Source organism: Sphingomonas sp. G-3-2-10 (assembly GCF_012927115.1).
Lineage (GTDB): Bacteria > Pseudomonadota > Alphaproteobacteria > Sphingomonadales > Sphingomonadaceae > Sphingomonas.
In genome coordinates, this window is the sequence record NZ_JABBFY010000001.1 from 1,019,222 (window position 1) to 1,040,902 (window position 21,681).

Consider the following 21,681-nt stretch of genomic DNA (forward strand, 5'->3'; position numbering starts at 1 on the left):
GAAACCATCGCACCCTAAGCCGGTATCCGGGGAGAAATATTCATGACGGATCAGGCGAACGAAGCGGCGGTGCCGCAGGGCAAGGCGCCCAGCCTCACGCACAAGCTATTCGTTCTCGCGATCCTCGCCGGATCCTTCCTGCTGTTCCTCGTTCAGCCGATGGTGGCCCGGATGGCGCTGCCCAAGCTGGGCGGGGCGCCTGCCGTGTGGAACTCGGCGATGCTGGTCTATCAGGCGCTGCTGCTGGGCGGATATGCCTATGCGCACTGGCTCGGCCGGGTGCCGGTGCGGCGGCAAGCGACGATCCACCTGGCCGTGCTGGCGATCGCGGCCTTGTGGCTGCCCATCGGCCTGATCGGCATGAACCTGCCCGCCGATGCCGAACCCACCATCTGGGTGCCCTGGCTGCTGGTCGCGTCGATCGGGCCGCTGTTCTTCGCGATCGCCGCTCAGGCGCCGCTGCTCCAGCGCTGGTACAGCGTGTCGAGCGGGGGACGCGATCCCTATGCGCTCTATGCCGCATCGAACATCGGCAGTTTTGGCGGTCTGATCGCCTATCCGATCCTGGTCGAGCCCAATATGGCGATCACCAGCCAGCGCTGGCTGTGGACCGGGGGCTACGCACTGGTGTTCCTGCTGGTCGCCGGATGTGCGCTGCTGCTGCCACGCAAGGCCGCGGACGTGCCCCATGTAACCCACACCAGCGAAGCGCCGGGATGGCGGCTGGTGGCGCACTGGATCCTGCTGGCGCTGGTTCCTTCGGGCCTGATGCTGGCGACCACCACCTTCCTGACCACCGACATCGTCGCGGTGCCGATGCTGTGGGTGGTGCCGCTGGGCCTCTATCTGCTCAGCTTCTCGGTTGCATTTTCCGACAGCCGGCTTCTGGCCGATCTGATCGCCAAGTTCGCGCCTTTGTGCCTGTTGCTGTTCGGCGCGACGCTGATCTCGGGCAACCACGAATATGCCTATCTCAACGCCTTTATCGGCGTGGCCTTGCTCTTCATCGTCTCGGTCGCGTGTCACTCGCGGATGTACGCGCTGCGGCCCGCGCCGGACCGGTTGACCGGCTTCTATCTGGCGATGTCGGTCGGCGGCGTGCTGGGCGGCGTGTTCTCGGCGCTGATCGCGCCGATCGTGTTCGACTGGACCTATGAATATCCGCTGTTGATCATCGCCGCGGGTGCGCTGGTGCCGCAGGTGTTCCTGATCCCGCTCATCGGCCGGCTGTGGACCGGCGATTCGCAGGTGCTGCGCATCAAGACGCTCGCGGTGGCGCTGATCGTGTCGGTGCTGATGGTCGTCGGCCTGCGCGACCTGTTCTCGCTGGGATCGATGGCAGTTCAGGTGGCATTCGTCGGCGTGGCGATCGTGGGGCTGCTTTCGATCGGGCGAAAGCTCGCCTTCACTGTGGCGCTTGCCGGGGCGATCATATTATTCGGCGGATATCAGGCGCTGCAGACTTCGGCGGCCGGGGCGCGGACGCGGAGCTATTTCGGGGTCTATACCATCACCGAAACGCCCACCGAGGTTCGTCTGGCGCATGGCACGACGTTGCACGGCGTCCAGCTGACCGGCGAGCGTTCGCGCACGCCAACGACCTATTATGCCAGGAATTCGGGCGTCGGGCTGGCGATGGCCGCCGCGCCGGAACTGTTCGGGCCGCGCGCGCGGATCGGCGTGGTGGGTCTCGGGACCGGCACGCTCGCCTGCTATGCGCAGCCGGGGCAGGACTGGCGTTTCTACGAGATCGATCCGGCGGTGGTCGGCATCGCCCGCGATTCGGGCAAGTTCAGCTTCCTCAGCCAGTGCCTGCCCAATCCGCGGATCGTGATCGGCGACGCCCGGCTGCGGCTGGCGGAGCAGCGAGCGAACAGCCTCGATCTGCTCGCACTCGACGCCTTCTCGTCCGACGCGGTGCCGATGCATCTGATGACCGCCGAAGCCTATGCCACCTATGGCCGGGTGCTGGCGCCCAACGGGCTGCTGATGGTCCATATCTCGAACCGCTATCTCGCGCTCGATCCGATCGTGGCCGAAGCGGCGCGGCGCGGCGGCTGGTATGCCGAGCGGCTCTATTACAACCCGACCCCGATGGAAGAGACGGTGGACGAAGCCGGCGCGTCAGACTGGATCGCCTTGTCGCGCGATCCCAAGACGCTCGACAGGCTGGTCGCACGTGGCGGCGGGTGGACGGTGCTGGTGCCCGAATTCGGCGTGCCGGGCTGGACCGACGATTATGCGTCGATCGTGCCCGTGCTGCGCCCGGCGAAGATGCCGTGGGACGACGATTAAGGCTTCAGCGCACCTTCGAGCAGCCGGACGCGGGCGGCCTGATCGTCGTTGAGCGCCGTGGCGCGGGCGATGGCGGCGTCGAGCGCGGGGTAGGGTGGCTTGCCTTCCTGCGCGCGGTCCATCGCCAACCGCTCGAGATCGACCAGCGCCTCCGACGTCGTGCCTCGCGCCGCGCCCAGCGCGGTCAGCGCCGATTGCGCGTCAAGCCACGGGTCGGACCCTTCCGGAAGTCCGCGCGCCACGGCGATCTTCGCTTCGGCGTCCTGCGACGCGACGGTGAAGTCCCGCTGCGCCTTGTCGAGCGATCCGACGAGCGCCGCGATACGCGAATCGAGCGCGGGATCGGGCGTTGCGACTGGCACCGGACGCACCGGCTCCGCCGTGCTCTGTGATTCGATGGGGCGTGGCAGCAGCGACGGATATTTGCTGTCGACATCGACGCAGCCGGTGACGGCCAGCGCCACGAGGGGAAAAGCAAGGGCTCGCATGGCGTTTGATCTATGCCTCGCGAGGGGGTGGCGCAACTCGCTTGAACAAAAGCGAGAAAAGCTGGCGAAAGGGCTTGCGCCGAATCGGAGTGGCTTCTAAGAGCGCCACTCCCAAGCACCCGTAGCTCAGCTGGATAGAGCATCAGACTACGAATCTGAGGGTCGGACGTTCGAATCGTTCCGGGTGCGCCATTTCCTCACATCGCCAAATTCGAACCGGTTTCGGACCGGCGATGTGAGGAAATGGCTTTTCGATTGTTGCGCGCTGGCGCATCTTTACGATCATTCGTCGCAGCCGCGCGGCCCCTTGGCGCAACGCCATTGCATAGCATCACGGTAGGAATAGCCTCGTCTCCGGTTGTGATGGAGATGCGAGATGACGTCCCTTGCTCTACCCGCCGGTGATCTTTTTTCGGTCATAACGACTGCGGGCCGCGATTCCCGCTCCGCGTCATGGAAATCGCTGCTCAACTGGCCCCGCTTCGGCGACGACCATGTCGACTATGAAGCTGAAACGCCGGCGCAGCGGAACCGCTGGGCCGTGCGGATGGACGAAGCGGTGATGCGCGCCGACAAGCCGGTGCTGCTCATCGCCAGTGGCGAGACCTGCCACGCCGCCGCATGGTGGGCGCGGCTTTCGCCGACACCCTATGTGTCGCGGGTTGCCGGGGCATTGCTGTTCGCCCCGTCAAAGGCCGCCAACGATACGGACGACCGGTTCGCGTCGCCGCGGATCGTGCTGCCATTCCCATCGGCAATCGTCGGAACCGAAAGCCGGCCGCTTGACCAGCGCGTTCTCGCGCTTGCCGAAGGCTGGGGCAGCCGCTTCGTCGAGCAGGGCCGCGAGAGCGAGGAGAGCGCATGGCAGCAGGCGCAGAACCTGGTGCTGAAGCTCACTGCGCGCGTAGTCGAGCGCGACATGCGCATCGCCAACTGCTTTCCGGTCGACTGAGTCTCACTTCACCTTCACGCGGAAACGCAGCGTAAAGGATGACCCGGCGACCTGATTGCCGCCCATCCGCACACGGATGTTGGTGACGTTCGCGTCGAATTCGCCGCTGGGCGTGTAGGTCCAGGTCGCGCCGTGATCGTTCGAGAAGTCGAGCCGGTCGGTGCTGCTGCCGAGCGAGGTGAAGCTGTAGCTCAGCAGGCTCAGACCATCGGTATAGACAATCGGCCCGGAGCCGGGGAGCAAGCCGAGATCGCCGACGCGCAGCACCGTATTCGCGGGGATTGCATCGGCGAAGGTGACACCATTGACCGTGGTCAGCGCGCCGTTCGGATTGCTGATCGTCACCGTATAGTCGACCAGCGAACCCGGAACCCGCTTGGGCAGCAGATTGCCCTGCGGGTCGGACACCACCGCCGACGTCTTGGTGATCGTCAGCGGCGCGAATGCCATCAGCAGCATGAGCGGGAGCAGGCGGAATGCCTTTCTCATCGTGATCCTCCCAGCAGAGGGCGGACGAGGTCGCCCAGGCTGCCCTGATCGAACTTCATCCGGACGGTGACGTAGGGGCCTTGGCGGGTCCAGCGGGCTTCCTCGAAGTCGCGATCGCGATAGCCCGAAATGTTGTAGCCGCCGGTGATCCACAGATTACGGGCGGGCGAGACGCCGACCGAGGGGCCGAGCGACCAGCTGATCGCGCCGATCTTCCAGCTGTGCTGCGCGCTGGCCTGTGCGCCGATGTCGATCCGGGTGGTAATATCCTTGCGGACTTCGACGCCGAGCACATCGACGAAGCCGTCGACCTTTTCGTCGGCATAGCGGCCGCGGACATATTTTGCCCCGTAATAGATGCTCGCTTCGAACCCGTGGCCCGCGCCTTCGCTGCCGGTGCGGTAGTTGACCGCGATATTGTTGACGAGGCGGAAGGTGGCCAGGGTGCCGTTGGCGAAGGTGGGGATGCCCAGCGCGTTGCCGCGGCTGGTCGCGCCACCCGCGCTTTCGTGGCGCAGCTGGAAGCGTTCGAGCAGCGACCAGCGGCTGTCGATCGGGCGCAGCGCGAGAGCCAGATCGGCATTGACCGAGCTCGACACCGCGCCGCTCTTCTCGCGCAGACGGAAGGCGCGGATGCCCGAAGCCAGCGTCGCGCCGTCGCCCAGCGTGCGCAGCAGGTTCGAGGTCAGGCCGAAGCGCTGTTCGCGGCCTGCGACGCGATATTCGGCGCGGCCGTTCCAGCTCCACCGGTCGCCGCGATAGGTTGCGCCGAGCGTGGTCGCGGTGAAATCCTCCTGCAAGCCGCTGCGATCGAGGAAACCGCCCGACGATACCGGCTGAAGCGGGTTCACCACGTCGCCCGCCGGGACATGGCCCGAAAGCGTGCTGGCCGAATCGAGCGTGACGTCGATGGTCCAGCGCTTGCCGATCGGCAGCGACTGGCTGAGGCCATATTGCGCGAAGGTGCGGCGGCCATTCTCGCCGATCTGCCCCTGGTTCATCGTCGCGAGCAGGCGTGCGCCGCCCCAGGGCGCGACGTCGAAGCCGAGGCGGGTGTTCTGCGCGGTGAACTTCTCACCTTTCGCCACTTCGACATCGCCGATCAGGCGCAGCCAGTCGTTGAAGCGCCACGACGCGCCGAGATTCTGGCGCGCCGGAAAATCGGCGCTGTCGTTCTTGCCGCCCAGCGGGAGCTGGGTTTCGGCGGTGATCTCGAGCCGGTTGTTCAGCAGCTTCTGGGTGCCGCCGAGCGTGAGCAGGATCGAGTCCCGCTCCGCCCCGCCGACGCCGCGATCCGACGCCATGCGGAAGCCGCCATAGAGCGTACCGGCGGCACGGCGATATTCGACGCGGGCATCGGCGGCGATGCGGCCGGCGGGGCCGTCAAGGTCCTGCTGATGCCATGCCGACGCGGCGATGCTCCACAGCGAGCCGAGCTTCAGGCGGCCATCCGCGCCGATCTTGCGCGATCCGGCTTCGCCGCCATTCTGCTGACCAAAGCCATAGTCGCGGTCCTGCTGGCGGGCATAGGCGATGACGTCGGCGAGCGATCCGTGATGCTCGGCCTCGACCAGCCATGCACGGCCCTGATCGATGCCCTTGCGGCCACCGGCGCCGGCCTCGGCGCGGATTTCGGTGGTGGCCGAAACGCGCAGCTTGAGGTCGATCGCGGCGAGGGTGGCGTCGCCGAAGCTCTCGTCGCGCAGCACGGTCGCGCCGATCTCAGCCGGGCCGACCTTGACCGAGGCGCGTGCGCCGGCGGCCAGCGTCTTGACGCCGCCGGCAGTCTCATATTCCGCCACGATGAAAATCGGGTTCATTTCGGCGTCGCGGCTGAGGATCGGGTCGCGGAAGCGGACGGTGCCCGCCAGCGAGTCGATGTCGTAATCGACGTGCCGGGTCAGCACGCGGCTATCGAGGATCAGTTCCGAACGGAAGCGATCGCGAACCTCGAGGGTCAGCTTGTCGCTGCCCGGCACGAGGTCACGGGCCGAGAGCCGATAGGGGCCGGACAGGCCGTTGCCCTGGATCTCGTCGCGGCCATAGCGGCTGTCGTCATTGGCGGCGAAGGCGGCGATATGCAGGGCACTGCCGGTATATTCGGCGCGGACGCCGTTCATCGTGCGGCTGTAGCGGCCGAGCTTGGTATCGACGAACCCGGTCTCATAATCGCCGAACAGCGCGTTGAATTCGGGGCGCTCGAGACGGACGTAGAGCTTGCGGCGGCTGGGCGCGTCCTGGCCCTGTTCGGTGCCGTCGCCATAGACGGTGTAGTAGCGGCCCGGATCGATCGCGCCGAGCACGCCGCGCTCGCGCATCCGCTCGCCGTCCTTGTCGCTGTCATAGGCCAGCGTCAGGAGCCACGATCCGCGGATTCGACCCTTGGCATAGAGCGCGAGTTGGCCGTCGGCGATGACTTCGTGGCGCTTGCCGGTGGCAAGGCGTTCGGCGCCCGAGAGCGCTTCGTACCCGACCGTGCCCTTGCCGAACCCGACCACCACCCAATCCTGCGCCGGGGCCGCGAGCCATGCCTTCACTTCGCTGACCTGTTCGCGCTCGCGGTCCGCCAGCGTGACGGTGACATGGACCATGCCGGACTGGCGCGTCGGCTGGAGCGCGATGAAGGCAAGGCCATCGTCGCCGACCACCTGGCCGGTCGCTTCGGTGCGCTCCAGACCGGCAAGCTGGCGGCCCTGCTGGGCAGCGGCTTCGCTGGCGGCCTGATAGGGCTGATCGACGCGGAACGGGACGAGGGTGCCGGCGCGAACGGGGCGGCCCGCGCGATCGGTGACGCGCACGGCGATCAGCGGACGGGTGAGCCCGTCGGCGACGAGGCGCGACTGTTCGGGGACATAGATGGCGCGGGCGGGGGTGTTGGCGTAATGGACGATACGATCGAGCGTGGCGGCGACGCTGCCGTCGGCGTTGAGCACGCGCGCCTGCAGGCGGTTGTCGCCTTCCACGATCGCAAGGCCCGTCCAGCGCGAGATCGCCACGCCGCGCGCGGCATCGCTGTCGCTGCCGTCGAAGCTGAGCGCATCGACCGGCTTGCCGTCGAGGGTGAGGGCGACGCGCTGGCCCGGCAGGTGGCGGATCACGACGCGGACGGCGGGCGCGCGGGGATTATGATCGACCTCAGGGAACAGGAAGCCGATGCCCGGCTCGGCACGGTCGAGCCAGTCGCTGCGGTTGCCCGCGGCCTGGGCGGCCTCGGTCGAGGTGACGGGCAGGGCGTCGCGCTCGATGGCGGCGAGGCCGGTCGGCTTGAGCTGGAAATCGACGCGCTGGAGGCTGCCGCCGCTGCCTTCGACGAAGCGCGAGATGTCGCTGCCCGCGGCGCGGGTATCGCGGTCGCAGCTGATCGGCTCATGCGTGCGCGGTACGCTGGCGCGGTCGAGCTGGACGACATGGGTGCCCGGCGCGACGCCTTCGAAATGATAGAAGCCGTCCTTGTCGGTGACGACATAGCTGCCGTCTTCCATCAGCAGGCGGATGCCGGCAACGCCCTTGCGGCCGCGCTCGGGATCGTAGCAGCCCCCTTCGGTGACACGGCCGATCACGGTGAAGGCATCGGTGAACAGCGAACGGCGGATGCGCACCGGCGCGCTGGCCGCCCCGCTGACCGGACCGGCCTGGCTCGGCGAGCGGACGACGACATGGTTCACTGCATCCCCCGGAGGCGCACCGGGAGCGATCTCGACCAGATAGGTGATATGCGCCTCGGCGCCGATGCCCAGTGTGGCGAGGGTGAAGGTGACGGTGCGCCCATCGGCGCTGACCACGGGCTCCGGCGCACCACGCGCCGAACCCTTGCGATAGCGCAGCCCGCGCGGCAGCGTGTCGGTGACGGTAACCGGCGTTGCGGCGTCGTTGCCCGCATTGCGGATATCGAGCCGGTACTGGACGAAGTCCCCGATCTCGGCTTCGCGCACCGATGCGGTCTTTTCGACGATCAGGCGCGGCGCGGCCAGTTGCTGAGTCGCCGCACGTTCGGGATCGATCGGGATGTCGATCGTCACCGGATCCGGCGTGGAAAGCACGAACGCGCCGCCATAGGAGGCACCGGTGATCGTGTAGGGCTCGCCATGCGGATTGCGCATCGCGGCGAAGCCGTCGGGCGAGACGACCGATGGCGCGGTATATCCAGCCGGCGGCGTGACGACGAGGCGATAGCGGCCCGGGGGCAGCAGCGGGAAGCGGAAGTCGCCATCCTCCATCGCATAGTGCCAGCCGCCAGCATCGGTGACGCTCTGGCCGGTGACGACCTGGTTCGGATAGGCGCTCACGCCATCGTCGCCGAACACCTGCGTGGCGGGCAGGCCGGTCGCATCGTCGATCAGCGTCACCGTCGCGCCGTTGACGGGCTTGCCGGTCTTCGAATCGAACACATGGCCCAGCGGATCGATCAGCAGGTTCGCGGTCGAGCCGTAGCTGTCGTCATCTTCGGAGAAGGACAAAGTGAGCCAGCCGTTATTGTCGCGGGTCAGGTCGCAGGCGATCCGCTCGGTCTGGCCCGAATGAAGCGTGCTGGGCGGGAATGCGCCTGCGAAGACGCCGGTGTTCGGGCCGGTCTCGAACAGGATCGCATCGCCGGTCCGCTTGCCCGAATCGGCATGAAGAACCGTCGTCTCGATCCTGTCCGGATCGTAATTCTCGCCCGGTGCCTCGATGACGATGATCATCGGATTTTCGACATTGAGCGAGCGCAGCGGCTGCGCCTTGGCCAGCATTTCCGCGCTGACCCATTGCGGCGTGTAGACCACGGGCTGCGGCTGGCACTTCAGCTGGCTGTAGTCGATCGTGAAGTCGGCCGGCAGGCGCCGGAAGGAAATCCGCGTGTGATATTTGGCCGGCGTCAGCTCGACCGTATTGGACGCGACGGAGTGATCGCCGGAAGCGGACGCATAGGTCAGCGTGGCGGTGTTGCGGATCGGCATCTGCGCGCTCGCCGGGGAGGCAAGCAGCGCGGCGATCGGCGCAAGCACGGCCAGGGCCGTTTTCAGGGAAGCGAGGATGCCGGGCATAGGTCTCCCCATCCCGGTGCGCGAGGGAGGGCGCGCACCGGGCGGGGGGGATCGCCTTGGAGTGCCGCTTAGTTGATCGTCACGCGGAACGAGACGTTCAGCGGGATCAAGGGCAGCACGTTGCCGACAGTCGCATGGACGGTGCCGTTACCGCTGCTGTCGAACGAGCCACCGTAGAGGTCGCTTTCATCTGCGCCGGTATTGTTGTCGTCCTCGGCCGTGCCGTTGAGCAGACACTGGCCGACGCCAAGCCCGCCGACCGAGATCGAACCGGGCACGAAGGTGGTGCCGCTGGGGATCGCGTCCGAAAGCTGCACGCCGCTCGCGATGCCGGGGCCGGCATTGGCGATGCTGATGCAATATTCCACTACCGCGCCGGGAATCGCCTTGGGATTGACGAGGAGGTTGTAGGGATCGCTGACCACCCGTGCGGTCTTGTTCACCGTCACCGATGCGCTGTCGATCGTATAGGCATCGAATGCCCAGTGTGCGCCGTCCCGGAGCTGATCGAGCAAATTGGCATCATCGGCGAAGACGATGTCGACGGTGCCGGCCGAATCCGCGGTGAGCAGCGGCGTGGCGACCAGATCAGCGCCGAGCGAACCCGGCGTGCCGCCCGCCGCAACAGTACCTTCCAGGCCGACGATCGCCGTATGGATTCCAGCCGTGTTCGGGATGTTCGCAACGATGAACACGGTGACGGTGGCGTCGGGCGCGAGTTCGTCGATGAACGTCGCGGTGTCGACGCCGGCGTCATAGGTGTTGTTGCCGTTGCTGTCGACGAACACGCGCAGGCTGGTGACGTTGAAATCGTCGGTGCCGAGCAGCGGGATCGAAACGACCTGCTGGCCGCCGAACAGGCGGATGTCCTGCGTCGCGTTGGTCAGGTTGGTCACGGTGAAGGTCGTCACCTGATCGGTGCCGCCGATCGAAACCTTGGTCGAAGTGCCGCCGACTTCGGCGACGGCGAGATTGACCTTCTTGTCGACCACGAAGGTCGCGGTGTTCGACGTGCTCGATCCGTTCGAACCGCCGACCGAGTAGGTAACGGTCGCCTGGTTGTTGATGCTGGTGCCGGCAGGGGTTTCCTGAGCGAAGGCCGGGGAAGCGAAGATCGAGACGATCGCCGCGCCGCCGAGCAGCTTGAGCTTGTGGTGCATGACGAACTAATCCTTTGAATTACTTGAGGGTGGCGCGGAATGAGACGTTGGCGGAGCCGCCAGCGGGAACCGAGGCGATACGCCAGCGGACGATGTGGACATCGGCCAGCGTGGCGGCGCGCGACTGGCCGTTCGCGGTGCGCACGGTCAGCTGGGCGATGGGGGCAAAGCGCTGGCCGTCGATCGACAGCTCCGGCGCAGGCGAACCCTGGGCGGGGCCGGCATAGGCAAGCTGCGCCGGCACCGGGTTGGCGATGACGAGGTCGCGCGCGGCCTGGCTGCCCGAATTGCGGACGGTGATCTGATAGACGACCCGGTCGCCCGGCGTGACGCGGCCAGGGGCTGCCAGCTCGACGCGCGTCGTACCGTCGGCCGCAGACTTGCGGACTTCCGCCAGAACGCGAGAGCTGATCGAAACGGGATTGCCGACCGCAAGCGCCGGCACGGCGATGGCGAGCAGCGCGACCGCCCCGCCAGACTTCAAATACGCAGGCATGGAAGTGCTCCTCACTTGATCTTGACCTGAAACTGGATGGTGCGGGTGGCCGGGCCGCTAATGTCGCCAAGGGCGACGCGGATTGCGGCCCCGTCGAAACTGCCGGCATCGTCGCCATCGGCATCGGTAAGTGCGGCGCCGTCGAGGCGCAGGCTGCCCGGGACATAGACCGTGCCGGCGGGGATCTCGTCGGCAAGGCGGGCATCGCGGACGGCGCCGCTCCCGCCGAAGCGGGATTCGAGCGTGTAGGTGACGGTTGCGCCGCGGACCGGATCGGTGCTGCCATTGGGCGCGCTGACCGCCTGGGACTTGAACACCGAAACGCTGTTGCGGTCGCCCGAGGCGATGGTCAGAGTCACGCTGGCTTCGGCGGCGGCGGTGGTCGCGCCGACCACGGCATCGCACCCATCGTCGCCAAGGCCGTTATAGCCCGTGCCGGGTTCGCCCGATCCGGTGACCGCGCGTGCCGCCACGATCAGCTTGCCGCCCGCCGCCGGGGCGTTGGCGCGGATCAGCGCGAGGAACGTCACCGACGCGTCGGAAGCGAGGCGGGGCGTGACCGCCCCCGGCTCGATCCGGACGTCGATCGCGGGATCGAATTCGCCATTGCCATCGATGTCGATCGCGAACGCCTCGATGGTCGCGTCCACGCCCTCCAGCCGGCCGGACAAGGTAAATGCTTCCCGGCCATTGCCGGCGTTGGTGAGGTGGAATGCGACCGGAGTCAGGCCGGGGCCAATGGCCAGGCTGGACGCGGTGGGAACCAGCCGCAGATCCAGAACTTCACCGACGCGAACGGCCGCGAGGTTCGACGCGACGCTGCCCGTCTTTCCATCGACGGTATAGCTGACCGTTGCGGTGTTGGGCAGCATCGCACCCGCGGGAATGGACGCGGACGCGGGCGCTGCAGCGAACATGCAGCCGCAGCCTCCAAGCAATCCAGCCATGATCCCGTCGATCAACGACACTATATACACTCGCCACTCACGAATATCGCGGAGGTAAGTGCCCGATTTCAGTTATGGCTGATTTAAATGGCGGCTAGGTACTAATACGCTGAATCTATTAGATTCATCCAATTCGGATACATCGCCAAAAGTATTTCAGGATATTTGGCAAGACCCGATCACGGTGAGTCCCTTAGGTAAAGATACCTATCCGTGATCTATCGCAAGAAGCGCGAACGTCGCGAGCCAATGGCTGCCCATATAGCTGTCGTCGAGATGGCCAAGACTGGCCTCGAGGTGACGATCCGCTGCGGCGCGGGCCACATCCGATGCGGGATGAGCCGGGCCCAGTTTCGCCGCCAGCCCCCGCCAGCACCACGCCCGGCTGAGGTTCAGGCCGTCGAGATGGGCGATCTTGCCGTCGTCGCGATCCGAGACATGGGCGGGCGTGAAAAGCGTTAACGGCTCGCTTTGTGCGCAGCGCGGCAGGAAGGCGTCGAACCAGCTGGCGAATGCGGGTGCGGACAGGACACGGCTCATCAGCAGCGCCTCGATCAACGCCGGCGACTGGAACTCGTCGCCGCCCGGTTCCCACGCCTGGCAATCGCGGTCCCGCGCGAACCAGTCCAGCGCGCGAGCTTCGATCAGTGGGACCAGCTCGGGATCGTGATCCGCCGCCCAGTCGCGGGCAAGGATCAGCGCGAAGGCGGTGTTGAAATGCGTGCCGACCCGGATCGGATAGGTCAGCTTGGGCAGGAAATCGCGGAAACGCGCGGCAAAGGCTCGAGCCAGCGGTTCCAGCGCCTCGGCCCAGGGCGCATCATGCCGTGCCAGCTCGCTGTGCAGCGCGAGGAGCCATCCCCAGCCATAGGGGCGCTCGAACCCCGCCGACATCGGGCGCGAGAGAAAGGCGAGTTCGCCGGCAACCTTATCCGGCGTCAGCATGCGGTTGGCGCGGGTCTGGATTTCCGCCGCTTCAGGCAGGTCCGGATAGCGCCGTAGCAACCGCATGACCTGCCACCAGCCATGAACGCAGCTATGCCAGTCGAAACTGCCGTGGAAGATCGGGTGATGTTCGATCGGCGGCTTCGCGTCCTCCGGTCCGTTGAGCACCAGATCCATCTTGTAGGGATATTGCTGCTCGAGATGGCTGAGCGTCAGGCGGGCGAAGGTGCCGGCGATTTCGGGGGTGAGGGTCGTCATCGGAAGGCCAGGAAATAGATCAGCGCGATATTGACCGCGAGCAGGGGCAGGGCCGTCGCGACTTGCGCCTTGATCACCCCGTTACGGTCCTCGAGCTCCAGCAAGGCTGCGGGCACGAGGTTGAAGTTCGCGGCCATCGGCGTGAGCAGGGTGCCGCAGAACCCGGCGAGCATCCCGATCGCGCCGATCACTGCCGGATCCCCACCATAGCCCTGGATCAGCAACGGCACGCCGATCGCGGCGGCCATCACGGGAAAGGCCGCGAAGGCGTTGCCCATGATGATCGTGAACAGCGCCATGCCCAGCGCGAAGACGAGCACCGTCAGGAAGATGCTGCCTTCGGGGATGATCGCGCTGGTGGTGTCGCCGATCACCTTGCCGACGCCGGCGGCGGCGAAGACGACGCCCAGCGCGGCCAGCATCTGGGGCAGGACGGCGGCCCAGCCGATCGAATCCATCAGGCGGCGGCCTTCCTGCAGCGGTGCGGTAGCGGGCGGGCGGAGCCAGACGAAGATCACCCCGACCGCCAGCAACGCGCCGAGGCCGAGCAGGACATAGGTTTCGCGCTTGGGCTGGAACAGGCCGGACTGGCCGAACGGGGTATAGTTGTAAGCCAGCGTGCCGACCAGAGCGGTCAGCGGAATCACCAGCGCGGGCAGGAACAGCCGGTTGCCGAGGCGGGCGCTGAACGCTTCGCGCTCGGTGTCGCTGGTGGTCGGCGGGTTCCCGCGACCCAGCGCCCCGAACCCTGCCAGCCCGGCGAGGCCGAGCACGATCAGGCCGTTGGCGAAATTGCCGAGATACGATCCGGCCAGCAGGCTGACCGCCATCAGGCCCCAGAAGGCCGCATTGCCGAAGTTGCGGTCGCGCGCATTGAGCAGCGCGAAGGCCGCGAACATCAACCCGACCAGCACATAGAGCCATTCGAGCGTGATCATGGCTTCCGGCTCCCCGGCTTGCGCCTCCCCAACTTGCGGTCGAGCAGCAGCAGGCGGAGGCCGTGGATCAGAAAAGCCGCGATCGCCGTGGGGATCGCCCATTTGGCCAGTTCGAACGGCGTCAGTTCGATGCTGTAGGTCGCCAGCGTCGCCTGGATCAGCACGATCGATCCGATGGCGAAGAAGATATCCTCGCCGAAGAACAGACCCACATTGTCGGTGGCGGCGGCCTGTGCCTTCACCTGTTCGGTCGTCGCTTCGTCGAGTTCGCCTTGTTGTTTCTCGGCAGCGGCGAGCGCCATCGGGGCGACCAGCGGCCGGACGGTCTGGGGGTGGCCCGCGGTGGAGTGGAGGCCGATCGCCGCGGTGATCTGGCGATAGAGGAGATAGAGGATCAGCAGCTTGCCGACACTGGCGTTGCGGAAGCCCAGGATTACCGCGCGGGCGCGCTGTTGCAGGCCATAGCGCTCGAGCAGGCCGATCGCGGGCAGCACGACCCAGGTGATGGCGAGGATGCGATTGTCGTTGAACGCCTTGCCGAAAATCTCGGTGACTTCGATCGGGTTCTTGCCCGCCAGAAGTCCGGTGACATAGGCCGATGCGGTGACGACCAGCATCGCGTTGAGCCGCAGCGCGAACCCCGCGACGACGACCAGGATGCCGAGAAGCGGGAGATATTGCATCAGCGTCCAAAGCCTCCGCCGCCGGGGGTTTCGATGATGAAGACGTCGCCCGGCGCCATCTCCGCCGAAGCAGTGGCAGACAGAGCTTCCACCGACCCATCCGCGCGCTCGACGCGGTTGATCCCGGTCGCGCCCGCACTGCCGCCATCCAGGCCGAAGGGCGGCACGCGGCGCCGGTTCGACAAAATGCCCGCGCGCATCGCTTCGCGGAAGCGGACCCGGCGGATCGCGCCGTCGCCGCCCTTGTGCGTGCCTTCGCCGCCCGAGCCTCGGCGGATCGAGAACTGCTCGACCAGCACAGGGTAACGCGCTTCGAGAATTTCAGGATCGGTCAGACGGCTGTTGGTCATATGTGTCTGGACCGCGGCGGTGCCGTCGAAGTCGGAGCCGGCGCCGGACCCGCCAGCGATCGTCTCGTAATATTGATGGCGGTCGTTGCCGAAGGTGAAGTTGTTCATCGTCCCCTGCGACCCCGCCAATGCGCCCAGCGCCCCGAACAAGGCGTCGGTGACGACTTGGCTGGTCTCGACATTGCCAGCGACCACGGCGGCTGGATAGCGGGGATTGAGCATCGATCCTTCGGGCACGCGGATGCTGACCGAGCGGAGGAAGCCGTCGTTGAGCGGCACGGCTTCGTCGATCAATGTGCGCATGACGTACAGAACCGCCGCCCGGACCACGGCGAGCGGCGCGTTGAAATTGTCGGGCTGCTGATCGCTGGTGCCGGTGAAGTCGAAAGCGAGGGCAGGGGCTTCGCGATCGACCGTGACCGCGACGCGGATGACCGCGCCGCTGTCCATCTCATAGGCGAAGCTGCCGTCGCGGAGGCGCGGGATCAGGCGGCGTACCGCCGCTTCGGCATAGTCCTGGACGTGCGCCATATAGGCCTGGACGACCGCGACGCCGTAATCGGCCGCAGTCCGTTTCAGGCCTTCCGCCCCTCGCGCGCAGGCCGCGATCTGCGCCGCGAGATCCGCAATATTCTGGTCGATATTGCGTGCGGGATACGGTCCGGAGGCGAGCAGCTCGCGGACCTCGGCTTCCAGCAGCCGGCCGTCCTCGACGAGAAGGACATTGTCGAAGATGATGCCCTCTTCCTCGATGCTCCGGCTGTTCGGCGGCATCGATCCCGGGCTGATCCCGCCGATATCGGAATGATGCCCCCGCGCGGCGACGAAGAAGGCAGGCGTGTCGCTGCCATCGACGAATACCGGCTGGATCACGGTGATGTCGGGCAAGTGCGTGCCGCCATCATAAGGCGCGTTGAGCGCATAGACGTCGCCCGGACGAATACCGCGGCCGTCAGTCGTGCGGCGGTTCAGGATCGTTCGGATGCTCTCGCCCATCGATCCGAGATGGACCGGGATATGCGGCGCGTTGGCAATCAGGTTCCCGGCGTCGTCGAACACCGCGCAGGAGAAATCGAGCCGCTCGCGGATGTTGACCGAGGATGCGCTGTGGCGGAGCGCCGCGCCCATTTCCTCGGCGATGGCCATGAACAGCCCGGAGAAGATCTCCAGCCGCACCGGATCGAGCGCGGTGCCGAGCGTCGCCGTGGCACGCGCCACGGCGCGGGTCAGGATGATGCTGCCTTCGCCGTCGATCGTCGCCTGCCAGCCGGGCTCGATCACGGTGGTCGCGACGGGATCGATGATCAGCGCGGGACCGGTGACGATCGCGCCCTCGGCCAGTTCGGCGCGGTCATGAACCGGCGTCCTATGGTGGGCGCCACCCATGAAGGTCGTCACCTCTCCGATCGGCGGCGCGCTGGCCTCCGGTGGTGCGGGGAGCTGGAGCGCTTCGCCGGTTTCGGCAATGGCTTCGGCGCGGATCATGTCGACGATCGGCGGAACGATCGGGTCGTAACCGAAACGCTGGCGGTAGGCGGCGGCGAAGGCGTCGCGCATTGCTTCCGGCGTATCGAGGGGAAGTTCGATTGTGCTGTCGCTGCCCTTGGTACGCAGATGCGCGGTCAGTTCGAGCCGGGCGGTTTCACCCAGTGCGCCGAGCGCTTCCAGCCCGAGCGAAGTCGCGACGCGCTCCAGCGCGGGATCGTCGAGCGGCAGTTCGACCGTCCGCTCGCGCACTTCACGCCGCGCCGCGATGCCGATCCCGTAAGCGGAAAGCACCCCGGCGAGCGGATGGATCATCACCGTCTCGATGCCCAGCGCATCGGCGACGAGGCAGGCGTGCTGGCCGCCGGCACCGCCGAAGCTGGCGAGGGTGAAGCGGGTGACGTCATGCCCGCGCGCGATCGAAACCGATTTGATCGCATTGGCCATATTGGCGACCGCGATAGCAACGAGTCCCTCGGCGGCCGCTTCGGGCGCGAGTCCTGCCCGGGCGGCGATTTGCGAGAGCCGGGCCTGCGCGGCGTCGCGATCGAGCGGCTGGTCGCCTTCAGGGCCGAACACGCTCGGGAAGAAGTCGGGCTGAACCTTGCCGAGCGCGACGTTGCAGTCGGTCACCGTCAGCGGCCCGCCGCGCCGATAGGCAGCGGGGCCGGGAACCGCGCCCGCGGACTCCGGACCAACCTTCAGCCGCCCTCCGTCGAAACTGCAGACCGAGCCGCCGCCCGCCGCGACGGTATGAATGCGCAGCATCGGCGCGCGGATACGTGCGCCCGCGACGATGGTCTCGTTGTCGCGCTCATATTGGCCGGCGAACAGCGACACGTCGGTCGAGGTGCCGCCCATGTCGAAACCGATGACGCGATCGAACCCCGCGCGGCGCGCCGTCTCCGCCATACCGACGATGCCGCCTGCGGGCCCGGAGAGGATCGCATCCTTGCCCCGGAAACCACGGCCCGGCGCCAGGCCGCCATTGGACTGCATGAACAACGGGCTCTCGCCGTCGAGCGCCGTTTCCAGCCCCTCGACATAGGCGCGCAGCACCGGCGAAAGATAGGCATCGACCACGGTGGTGTCGCCGCGCCCGACCAGCTTGATCAGCGCGCCGACTTCGTGGCTGACCGAAATCTGGGTGAAGCCGATCTCGCGGGCCAGCGCCGCGAGGGCCTGTTCGTGCGCTGGGTGGCGATAGCCGTGGACCAGCAGGATCGCGACCGCGCGGAGCCCCTCCGCATAGGCAGCGGCAAAGGCGATGCGGGCTGCGTCGAGATCGAGCGGGCGAAGCACTTCGCCTTCATGCGTCACCCGCTCGTCGATCTCGACGGTCGCGGCATGGAGCGGCGGCGGGCGATCGATCCGCCGCGCGAAGATATCGGGGCGATCCTGCGTGCCGATCACCAGCGCATCGCGGAAGCCGCGCGTGACCGCGAGCAGCACCGGCTCGCCCTTGCGTTCGAGCAGGGCATTGGTGGCGATCGTCGTGCCGATGCGGATTTCGGCGGGGGGCAGGGGGCCGCTGGGGACCCCGGTCAGCAGCCGGATCGCGGCGACGGCAGCATCGTCATACCGCTCCGGATCCTCGGACAGCAATTTTGCGGTGACCATCGCGCCATCGGGGGTACGCGCCACGACATCGGTGAAGGTTCCGCCACGATCGACCCAGAAATGCCAGCGCCCCATCGGCGAAGCGATGCGGGGCGCGCGCATTCAGGTCAAGGGTGCTGGCAGGTCAAGCGGTCAGCGCGGTCCCAGTGCGCCGATCAGCACCTTCATATTGTCGATATATGTGCCGGTGGAGATGCCGATCACCGGCTTGTCGGTGATAAAGGGCGAAGTGTCGGTGGCGTCACCGACGCGGGTGCCGCCGAAATCGCCGGGTGCGGGAGTCTTCGATCCGTCGCCGGCATAGGGGTTGCTGGTCGCGCGCAATTCGGTCGGCCAGTAGCCGGCCTTGTTGAGCGATCCGATCAGCGCCGCGGGCGAACGCTTTCCGTCGGCGGTATTGAGGTCCGAAGTCTCGACCGAGTCGATCAGGAAATAGCGGGGCAGGGCACCCGCATTGCCGGGACGGAGCGGCGAACCCTTGGCGACTTCGGCAGGCGGTGTCGCCTTGAGCTTCTCATATTCGGCTCGCAGCGCAGGCACGTTGATCGCGCGCCACGCGCTGTAATGGGTGATCGTGCCCGCCGGGTCATAGTCGGCATAATATTCGCCGTTCACGACGTTCGATCCACGGCGATGGACGTAGAGCGGGCGATTGGTGCCGATCTCGATAAAGGTCGGATAGGCGCGGCCGCCCTTCACCTGATCGGCGGGGAGCCTGACCGACTCCAGCCAGTCGAGCGCTTCGGGAATGCGCGCGAGGAATTTCGCGTCGCCGGTCAGGCGATAGAAATCCATCAGCGAGCGGACATTGGCGGCGGTGGTATGGGTGACCAGCGCGTCGGGCTCATAGGTGCGGGCGCCGACCGGCTTCAGGTCGAGGGTATATTGCAGGCCCCATCCGGCCTGCGGCGCGGCCTGCTGGGTCACCAGATAGACGTTCATCGCGCGGATGATCGCGTCATAGACCCGCTCGTCGCCGCCCAGCACCTGATAGCAATAGATCAGGAACTTGATGTTCTCGCCCGCGACATCGTCGTTGAAGGTGATCAGGCTGGTATAATCGGGCTTGCCGTGATGCGAGAAATCGTGACGCAGCGGCCAGCGCTGGGGCCAGCCGCCGATCGGATACTGGCTGTCGAGGACGAAGCTCAGCGCCTTTTTCAGCGCGGGCAGATATTTGGGATCGTGGCGCTCGACATAGACGCGCAGCAGGAACTGCATCGCTTCCGACGTCCCGGCATCGTCGAACGTGGCGTTGCCCCAGTCATGCTGGAATTCCTCCAGCCGCCACGCGTTGCGGCCGATCGTGGCGTACCATTGCTTCGTCGAAGCCGCGCCGCCGAAATCGCCGAAATAGTGCCAGCCGCCATTATCCTGCTGGATCGCGATCAGCGCAGCGGCGGCCTTCTCCGCCGCTTCATAATAATAGTCGTCGCCCGTGGCGTGGTATGCGTCGAGGAAGAGGTGACCCATTGTCGGAGTGCCCGGCGGCTGGACCCAGATCATCGTGGGATAGGCTTCCATCTCGCCCCAGCGGCGCGAGAAATCCTCGGTATAGGCCCACACATAGCCGCCATTGGTCGATGCCTTCTCGACCATGAACCGCGTCGCGCGCTTCATCGTGTCGAGGATCTTCGCGCGATCCTGCGCGGCGGCGGGGGCGGAGAGTGTCGCAAGGGCGAGTATCGCCAGCAGCCAGCGCAACAGCCTTGCCATTCAACCTCTCCCGATATCGTTATGACACCGGTAGCAAGGTTTGATGGCGTGTTTCAACCGCCATTGACTGGGCAAGGCTTGAAAAGTTGGATTTCGCCTGCTGTGCTCGATGCCGCAGCAACAGCTCTTTGATATCGTCGGCATCCCCTTTTTGCCGGGAAGGGGTTTTTCGCAATCTAGGTGTCAACCGTGTCAACCGGATCGACGATCCACCCGTTCCCGTTTTCAGGCGCGGGGCGGTTCCGCCGGCAGGATCACCGTGACCCGCAGGCCGCCGATCGGCGAGCGGCTGGCTTCGATCCGGCCATGATGCGCTTCGACGATGGCGCGCGCCGTAGCGAGGCCAAGACCTGATGCGGCGGCCGAATCCTCGGGATTGTCCGAACTGCGGTAGAAGGGCTCGAACAGGCGCTGGGCAAGCATCACGTCGACGCCCGGTGCGCTGTCGTCGATGATCAGCCGCCATGCATCACGCGAGCTTTCGAGGCCGAGGACGATCCGGCCGTTGCGCGGCGTGTAGCGCAGCGAATTGTCGATCAGCGCGCCGAACAACTGCTCGATCCGCGTGCCATCCCACTTCACCAGGATGGTGTATTGCGGGAGCGTGCTGGTCTCGAGCTTCACGCCCTGGCCCTCGGCCCGCTTGGCATTGCCCCAGATCGCATTGTGGATCAGGGCGCGGGGATCGACCTGGCTGAAGCTGACGGGCAGGCGGCCCAGATCGGCGAGCGCGACCGCGCTGAGGTCCTCCGCCATCTGCGACAGGCGGCGCTGATCTTCCTCAAGTCCCGTGGCCAGTTCGGCGCTGATCGGGTGCTGCACTTCTGCAAGCGAATCGAGATGCTTTGCCAGGCTTTCGGTAGGGCGCTTCAGCTCGTCGGCAATCGAAACGAGCCAGGTGCGGCGCGCGGTTTCGAGGCGGCTGAACTGGCTGGCGATACGCTGCAAGTTGCGAGAGGTGGCGACGACCTCGGCCGGTCCACGCTCCTCGATCTCGACGTCGTGATCGCCATGCACGATCTCGCGGCTCAGCCGGTACAGCTCGAGCTGCGGCTTCGACCAGCGGCGAGCGAATTCATAGGCGGCGGCCAGAAGCAGTGCGAACAGGCCGGCGATGATCACGGCGATGCCGAGATACTGGGTGGCGAGGAAGCTGCGGTCGCCATCGGTGAGCGTCGGCGCGCGAACGATGCGAGCCAGCGCGACGGTCTGGCCGTTGAGCTTGACCGGACGCTCCGCGCGCGGCGGATTGGTGCTGGTCGGGCCCGCGATCGGCGTGCCGTCGGCATTCACCAGCTGAACGCGGCCGCCGAGACGGGGATCGCGCTGGTCGAGTTCCGGGATCAGGCGGCTGATCGGCTTTCCGGCGCCGAGCGCTTCGCTGGCGGTCGCGGCAAAACCCTCGAGGCGCTCCTGATCGCGCTGGGCCAATTCCATCTGCTGGCCATTGTGCATGTTCCACACCAGCAGACCGCCGGGAACGACGGCGACCAGCAGCGCCTGCGCTGCCAGGGGTATGAACATTCCGGGAAAAAGCCGCACTAGAATCTCCAGCCCGAGGAAGCGCTTCGTCGGTTAACGTGCCCGTCAACGCGACACAATCGGGTACGCCTCAGTTCACTCCGCCGCATTGACGCTGTCCAGAATCTTGCCGCCCGCCATGAACACCGCGATCGGGCAGACGAAGAACAGCATCCACCCGCCCAGGCCGGGAAAGCGATCGAGATAGTGGAGGCCGCGCTCCACCGCGCCGGTGCCGAGACCGTAGATGACGAGGAAAGCCTCGAACTTGGTCTTGATGGTGAAGAGGCGTGCGATCCTGCGGAACATGCGCA

The 21,681-nt window shown here is 66.5% G+C and carries 15 protein-coding genes and 1 tRNA gene; 3 read left to right on the top strand and 13 right to left on the bottom strand.

Features of this window, described 5'->3' with window-relative positions:
• The first annotated feature begins 42 nt into the window (after positions 1-42).
• The gene (locus HHL13_RS05165; RefSeq protein WP_169554657.1) at positions 43-2,295 is read left to right on the top strand and encodes a fused MFS/spermidine synthase; all 2,253 of its coding nucleotides are present in this window, start codon (positions 43-45) and stop codon (positions 2,293-2,295) included.
• On the opposite strand, the gene HHL13_RS05170 is transcribed toward HHL13_RS05165, so the two are convergent.
• Positions 2,292-2,783 (bottom strand): hypothetical protein, encoded by a 492-nt coding sequence (locus tag HHL13_RS05170; protein WP_169554658.1) that lies wholly within the window; start codon positions 2,781-2,783, stop codon positions 2,292-2,294. The genes HHL13_RS05165 and HHL13_RS05170 overlap by 4 nt on opposite strands.
• Before the next feature lie 115 nt (positions 2,784-2,898).
• On the opposite strand from HHL13_RS05170, the gene HHL13_RS05175 reads away from it, so the two are divergent.
• Positions 2,899-2,975, top strand: a tRNA-Arg gene (locus HHL13_RS05175).
• Between the two features lie 184 nt (positions 2,976-3,159).
• Positions 3,160-3,735, top strand: a complete 576-nt coding sequence (locus tag HHL13_RS05180) for an alpha/beta hydrolase (RefSeq protein WP_169554659.1) — start codon at positions 3,160-3,162, stop codon at positions 3,733-3,735.
• Positions 3,736-3,738: 3 nt separating this feature from the next.
• Here the strand turns inward: HHL13_RS05180 and HHL13_RS05185 are convergent, their stop codons facing one another.
• The 12 genes from HHL13_RS05185 to HHL13_RS05240 form a co-directional block, all read right to left on the bottom strand.
• Entirely contained in the window at positions 3,739-4,224 is a 486-nt protein-coding gene (locus tag HHL13_RS05185) for a hypothetical protein (protein ID WP_169554660.1), read from the bottom strand.
• Positions 4,221-9,248 carry a hypothetical protein gene (locus HHL13_RS05190; RefSeq protein ID WP_240953626.1) on the bottom strand — a complete coding sequence of 1,676 codons (5,028 nt, stop codon included), beginning with the start codon at positions 9,246-9,248 and terminating at the stop codon, positions 4,221-4,223. Before HHL13_RS05190 ends, HHL13_RS05185 begins: the two co-directional genes overlap by 4 nt.
• 68 nt (positions 9,249-9,316) lie before the next feature.
• Positions 9,317-10,408: a DUF11 domain-containing protein gene (locus tag HHL13_RS05195; protein ID WP_169554661.1), complete on the bottom strand. Its 1,092-nt coding sequence runs from the start codon at positions 10,406-10,408 to the stop codon at positions 9,317-9,319.
• Between the two features lie 19 nt (positions 10,409-10,427).
• A complete protein-coding gene (locus tag HHL13_RS05200; RefSeq protein ID WP_169554662.1) occupies positions 10,428-10,904 on the bottom strand; it encodes a DUF11 domain-containing protein in 477 nt (158 codons plus the stop codon).
• A gap of 11 nt (positions 10,905-10,915) precedes the next feature.
• Complete coding sequence (locus HHL13_RS05205) at positions 10,916-11,821, bottom strand: hypothetical protein (RefSeq protein WP_169554663.1); 906 nt, start codon at positions 11,819-11,821, stop codon at positions 10,916-10,918.
• Positions 11,822-12,058: 237 nt separating this feature from the next.
• The gene (locus tag HHL13_RS05210) at positions 12,059-13,054 is read right to left on the bottom strand and encodes a DUF2891 domain-containing protein (RefSeq protein ID WP_169554664.1); all 996 of its coding nucleotides are present in this window, start codon (positions 13,052-13,054) and stop codon (positions 12,059-12,061) included.
• A complete protein-coding gene (locus HHL13_RS05215; protein ID WP_169554665.1) occupies positions 13,051-13,992 on the bottom strand; it encodes a DUF979 domain-containing protein in 942 nt (313 codons plus the stop codon). Before HHL13_RS05215 ends, HHL13_RS05210 begins: the two co-directional genes overlap by 4 nt.
• Entirely contained in the window at positions 13,989-14,675 is a 687-nt protein-coding gene (locus tag HHL13_RS05220; RefSeq protein WP_169554666.1) for a DUF969 domain-containing protein, read from the bottom strand. Before HHL13_RS05220 ends, HHL13_RS05215 begins: the two co-directional genes overlap by 4 nt.
• Positions 14,675-18,232 carry a hydantoinase B/oxoprolinase family protein gene (locus tag HHL13_RS05225; protein WP_240953627.1) on the bottom strand — a complete coding sequence of 1,186 codons (3,558 nt, stop codon included), beginning with the start codon at positions 18,230-18,232 and terminating at the stop codon, positions 14,675-14,677. Before HHL13_RS05225 ends, HHL13_RS05220 begins: the two co-directional genes overlap by 1 nt.
• A gap of 30 nt (positions 18,233-18,262) precedes the next feature.
• Positions 18,263-19,846, bottom strand: coding sequence for a pectate lyase (locus HHL13_RS05230; protein ID WP_206376852.1), 1,584 nt, complete (start codon positions 19,844-19,846; stop codon positions 18,263-18,265).
• A 225-nt stretch (positions 19,847-20,071) separates the two neighbouring features.
• Positions 20,072-21,370: an ATP-binding protein gene (locus HHL13_RS05235; protein ID WP_169554667.1), complete on the bottom strand. Its 1,299-nt coding sequence runs from the start codon at positions 21,368-21,370 to the stop codon at positions 20,072-20,074.
• A 93-nt stretch (positions 21,371-21,463) separates the two neighbouring features.
• A complete protein-coding gene (locus tag HHL13_RS05240; protein ID WP_169554668.1) occupies positions 21,464-21,676 on the bottom strand; it encodes a hypothetical protein in 213 nt (70 codons plus the stop codon).
• Between the last annotated feature and the right edge of the window lie 5 nt (positions 21,677-21,681).

Coding starts and splice junctions, on each gene's coding strand:
- HHL13_RS05240 (WP_169554668.1), bottom strand. CDS start 21,676: ATGTTCCGCAGGATCGCACGCCTCTTCACCATCAAGACCAAGTTCGAG.
- HHL13_RS05200 (WP_169554662.1), bottom strand. CDS start 10,904: ATGCCTGCGTATTTGAAGTCTGGCGGGGCGGTCGCGCTGCTCGCCATC.
- HHL13_RS05225 (WP_240953627.1), bottom strand. CDS start 18,232: ATGCGCGCGCCCCGCATCGCTTCGCCGATGGGGCGCTGGCATTTCTGG.
- HHL13_RS05170 (WP_169554658.1), bottom strand. CDS start 2,783: ATGCGAGCCCTTGCTTTTCCCCTCGTGGCGCTGGCCGTCACCGGCTGC.
- HHL13_RS05195 (WP_169554661.1), bottom strand. CDS start 10,408: ATGCACCACAAGCTCAAGCTGCTCGGCGGCGCGGCGATCGTCTCGATC.
- HHL13_RS05185 (WP_169554660.1), bottom strand. CDS start 4,224: ATGAGAAAGGCATTCCGCCTGCTCCCGCTCATGCTGCTGATGGCATTC.
- HHL13_RS05165 (WP_169554657.1), top strand. CDS start 43: ATGACGGATCAGGCGAACGAAGCGGCGGTGCCGCAGGGCAAGGCGCCC.
- HHL13_RS05180 (WP_169554659.1), top strand. CDS start 3,160: ATGACGTCCCTTGCTCTACCCGCCGGTGATCTTTTTTCGGTCATAACG.
- HHL13_RS05220 (WP_169554666.1), bottom strand. CDS start 14,675: ATGCAATATCTCCCGCTTCTCGGCATCCTGGTCGTCGTCGCGGGGTTC.
- HHL13_RS05190 (WP_240953626.1), bottom strand. CDS start 9,248: ATGCCCGGCATCCTCGCTTCCCTGAAAACGGCCCTGGCCGTGCTTGCG.
- HHL13_RS05230 (WP_206376852.1), bottom strand. CDS start 19,846: ATGGCAAGGCTGTTGCGCTGGCTGCTGGCGATACTCGCCCTTGCGACA.
- HHL13_RS05210 (WP_169554664.1), bottom strand. CDS start 13,054: ATGACGACCCTCACCCCCGAAATCGCCGGCACCTTCGCCCGCCTGACG.
- HHL13_RS05215 (WP_169554665.1), bottom strand. CDS start 13,992: ATGATCACGCTCGAATGGCTCTATGTGCTGGTCGGGTTGATGTTCGCG.
- HHL13_RS05235 (WP_169554667.1), bottom strand. CDS start 21,370: ATGTTCATACCCCTGGCAGCGCAGGCGCTGCTGGTCGCCGTCGTTCCC.
- HHL13_RS05205 (WP_169554663.1), bottom strand. CDS start 11,821: ATGTTCGCTGCAGCGCCCGCGTCCGCGTCCATTCCCGCGGGTGCGATG.